At 73.7% G+C, this 3,854-nt stretch carries 4 protein-coding genes; 2 read left to right on the top strand and 2 right to left on the bottom strand.

Annotated features, from left to right (window positions below; genetic code table 11):
- On the bottom strand, window positions 1-657 hold a 657-nt coding region (locus tag VR44_RS08795; RefSeq protein WP_045946840.1), incomplete at its 3' end, for a response regulator transcription factor.
- A gap of 176 nt (window positions 658-833) precedes the next feature.
- Between VR44_RS08795 and VR44_RS08790 the strand changes: the two genes are divergently transcribed.
- Both VR44_RS08790 and VR44_RS08785 read left to right on the top strand, forming a co-directional pair.
- The gene (locus VR44_RS08790) at window positions 834-1,352 is read left to right on the top strand and encodes a DUF2231 domain-containing protein (RefSeq protein WP_045946839.1); all 519 of its coding nucleotides are present in this window, start codon (window positions 834-836) and stop codon (window positions 1,350-1,352) included.
- Between the two features lie 108 nt (window positions 1,353-1,460).
- Window positions 1,461-2,162, top strand: a complete 702-nt coding sequence (locus VR44_RS08785) for a response regulator (protein ID WP_045946838.1) — start codon at window positions 1,461-1,463, stop codon at window positions 2,160-2,162.
- Between the two features lie 231 nt (window positions 2,163-2,393).
- Here VR44_RS08785 and VR44_RS08780 read toward each other — a convergent pair.
- On the bottom strand, window positions 2,394-3,854 hold a 1,461-nt coding region (locus VR44_RS08780), incomplete at its 5' end, for a sensor histidine kinase (RefSeq protein WP_045946837.1).

Genomic DNA, 3,854 nt, shown 5'->3' with positions numbered 1-3,854 from the left:
GCGCNGGTAGCTGATGTAGAGCTCGCCGACGTGGGCCTGCCCGCCGAAGTCGTAGGCCCACACCCGGTCCAGGATCTGGGCCTTGGACAGCACCCGGCGCGGGTTGCGCATCAGGAAGCGCAGCAGCTCGAACTCGGTCCGCGACAGACCGATCACGACGCCGCCCCGGGTGACCTCCCGTGCTTCCTCGTCCATGCCGAGGTCGCCGACGGTCAGCCGGTGCGCCCCGTCGGAGTCGGCGAGCATCCCGGCCCGGCGCAGCAGGCCGCGCAGCCGGGCCAGGACCTCCTCCAGGCTGTACGGCTTGGTGACGTAGTCGTCCCCGCCGGCGGTGATCCCGGCGATCCGGTCCTCGACGGCGTCCCGCGCGGTCAGGAAGAGCACGCCGACCCGGGGTGCGTCCCGCCGCAGGGCGCGGAGCACCTCCACGCCGTCGAGGTCGGGCAGCATCCGGTCCAGGACCACGGCGTCGGGCCGGAACTCGAGGCCGGCCGTGACGGCGGCGGCGCCGTCCGCCGCCGTGCGGACCTCGCACCCCTCGGCGGTCAGCGCGGAGGCGAGGACGTCGGTCACGTCGGGCTCGTCGTCGACGACGAGGATCCGGACCGGTTCGCCGTCCGGGCGGCGCAGGGGTGATGTCGTACGGGGCTCTTCCATGGCCCCTCCAGCATCTCCCGGCGGCAGGCCCCCGCGGGCACGGTCCGCCTTTGAGTTTCCTCTGAGTCACCGCTGAGGGGGGCGTGAGGGGCCGTTTTCAGAAGGTACGCAGAGGTTCGGCTGTGAGGCTGCCGCCCGATCCCCCGCCCGCTCACCGCATCCTCCGAAGGAGCACCATGGGACTCGGCCTGGTCAACGGTCTCCCCGCCCACATCCTCCTGGTGCACGTCGTCGTGGTCCTGGCCCCCCTGGCCGCCCTCGCCCTGATCGTGTGCGCCTGCTTCCCGCGCGCCGCCCGCCGGGCCGGTCTCGCGCTGCCCGTCCTCGCGCTGGCGGTCCTGGTCAGCGTGCCGCTGACGACGCATACGGGCGAGTGGCTGGAGCACCACGTCGAGCGCGATCCGCTGATCCGCCGCCACACCGAGCTGGGCGACGGGCTGCTGCCGTGGGTCCTGGGGCTCTTCGTCCTGGCCACGGCCGTCTGGTGGGTGCAGCGGCGCGCCTCGGCCACCCCGCCGGCCCCGGCGGCGGCCGGGTGGGCCCGGTCCACGCCGCTGCGCGCGGTGGCGGTCGTGCTGGCCCTGCTGATCGGTGCGGGCACGCTCGTGCAGGTCTACCGGATCGGCGACTCCGGCGCACGCGCCGCCTGGCACGACGGCTTCTCCGCCACCGCCCACCCGGGACAGCGCCGATAGGGGCCGGCCGTCGCCCACGGGCGCGGCGCGCTCGTCTCGGCGTCCGCCACCCGGACCTGGGATAATCCGGACGAGACGCACAACCCGGACCGAACCAGGGGCGCGGCCATGTCCGACGATCCGAATGCCGCACGCGAGGCGCCGATCAAGGTGTTCCTCCTCGACGACCACGAGGTGGTCCGGCGCGGACTGCGGGACCTCCTGGACGCCGAACCGGACATCACCGTGGTGGGTGAGGCGGGCACGGCCGAGCAGGCGCTGGCCCGCGGGCCGGCGCTGCGTCCGGACGTCGCCGTGCTCGATGTGCGGCTGCCCGACGGCGACGGCATCACGGTCTGCCGGGAGCTGCGGTCCCACATGCCGGGGCTGGCCTGCCTGATGCTGACCTCGTTCGACGACGAGGACGCGCTGCTGGACGCGATCATGGCGGGCGCGTCGGGATACGTGCTGAAACAGATCAAGGGCTCCGACCTGGTCTCCGCCGTCCGTACGGTCGCCACCGGGCAGTCCATGCTGGACCCGGCCACGACCGCCCGCCTGATGCGTTCGCTGCGCGACCCGGAGGCGCCGAAGGAGCCGGAGGACGCCCGTCTGGCGGCGCTCACGGAGCGGGAGCGGGCCGTCCTGGAACTCATCGGCGACGGCCTCACCAACCGGCAGATCGCCAAGCGGCTGTACCTGTCCGAGAAGACGGTCAAGAACCACATCTCCCGGCTCCTGGGCAAGCTCGGCGTGGAACGCCGGGTCCAGGCGGCGGTCATCGCCGCACAGGTCCACGAGCAGGACCACAGCGGCCCGGGCGAGCGCTGAGCACCTCTACCCGGGCGAGAGCTGAACGCCTCTGCCCGGCCACGCGAGGACGGAAAGAGCCCGCCCGCTTCTCGCGGAACCCGATTGTGCGGTGCACGGCCGTGAGCCGCTTCCCCGCATCCTTCAGGGACTCTTTCCGTCACCTCCATGACAGCACGGGTGCACCCGCCCCGCCAGGGCCGGACGGTCCCCCTGCGGTCCCGTCCGGCCCTGGTGCCGGGCCGCCGCCGTTCACATCGGCGAGGGTGTCAGCGGCACCCGCCATTCCAGGCGGGTGCCGTGCCCGCCGGGGCCCGGGGAGGCCACGGTCATCCGGCCGCCCAGTCTCCGCGCGCGCTCGCTCAGGTTGCGCAGGCCGCTGCGGCGGCCGCTCTCGGGCATGCCGGTGCCGTCGTCCGTCACCGCGACGGTGAGGACGCCGTCCACTGCGGTGATCATGACCTCCGCGTGGCCGGCCCTCGCGTGGCGGGCGACGTTGGTCAGTGCCTCGCCGAGTACCGCCAGGGCCTCGTCGGCCACGGCCGGGGGGACGTCGGTGTCGATGAGGCCTTCCATCCGCAGGGCCGGGGCGAAGCCCAGGCCGGCCGCCGCCTCGTCCAGGGTCTGGACGGCGCGGGCGCGGAGTTCGGAGCCCAGGGCCGGGGTCTCGCGCTCGCGCAGTCCGAAGATGGTGGAGCGGATGATCTTGATGGTGGCGTCCAGGTCGTCGACCGCGCGGGCGAGCCGTTCGGCGGCCTCGGGGTGGTCGACGAAGCGCTGGGCGCTCTGCAGGGTCATGCCGGTGGCGAAGAGGCGCTGGATGGCCAGGTCGTGGAGGTCGCGGGCGATGCGGTCGTGGTCCTCCAGCATGCTCATCTGCTCGGCGTCGCGGCGCCGGTCCGCCAGCTCCAGGGCCAGGGCCGCCTGGCCGGCGAAGCCCGGGAGCGCCGCGACCTCCGAGGGCGCGAACCCGGGACGCGCCTTCCGGCGGGCGAGCATCAGCACGCCGCTGAGCTTCTCCTTCGTACCGACCGTGACGGCGACGGCGGGGCCGAAGCCCTGCCAGCGTTCGGGCTGCACGGTGACGCGTGCGTCCGTCGCGACGTCCGTCACCGTGATCAGGCCGTCGCGGGCGAGCGCGGCCTCGGCCAGGGTGCCGCGGGTGCTGGGCAGGACGATCCCCCGGTGTGCTTCGGCGCCTTCCCCGAGGGCCAGGGAGCCGCGCAGTTCGCCGCCGGTGCCCAGGAGGTAGAAGACGCCCATGTCGGCGCCGGTGATGTCCTTGGCGCGCTCCAGCATGCCCCGGAGGACCTCGTCCTGAGGGGTGCCGGAGAGCAGGGCGCTGGTGATGTCCGCGCCGGCCTCGAGCCAGCGCTCGCGCAGGCGCACCTCCTCGAAGAGGCGGGCGTTCTCGATGGCGATTCCGGCGGCCACGGCGAGGGTGGACAGCACGGCCTCGTCCTCGGGGTCGAAGTCGGCGCGGCCTCGCTTCTCGGTGAGGTAGAGGTTGCCGAACACCTCTTCGCGGACCCGGATGGGCACGCCGAGGAAGGAGTGCATCGGCGGATGGTGGGCCGGGAAGCCGTACGAGGCGGGGTGCTCCGACAGTTCCGGCAGGCGCAGGGCCTGGGGGTGGCGGATGAGTTCGCCGAGGATGCCGTGGCCGGAGGGCAGGTCGCCGATCTGCGCGCGGAGTTCGTCGCTGATGCCGAC

Source organism: Streptomyces katrae (assembly GCF_000966975.1).
In the GTDB taxonomy this organism is placed as follows: Bacteria; Actinomycetota; Actinomycetes; order Streptomycetales; family Streptomycetaceae; genus Streptomyces; species Streptomyces katrae.
Note: the sequence above shows the minus strand (reverse complement) of the source record. Positions and strands in the feature narration are given on the sequence as shown.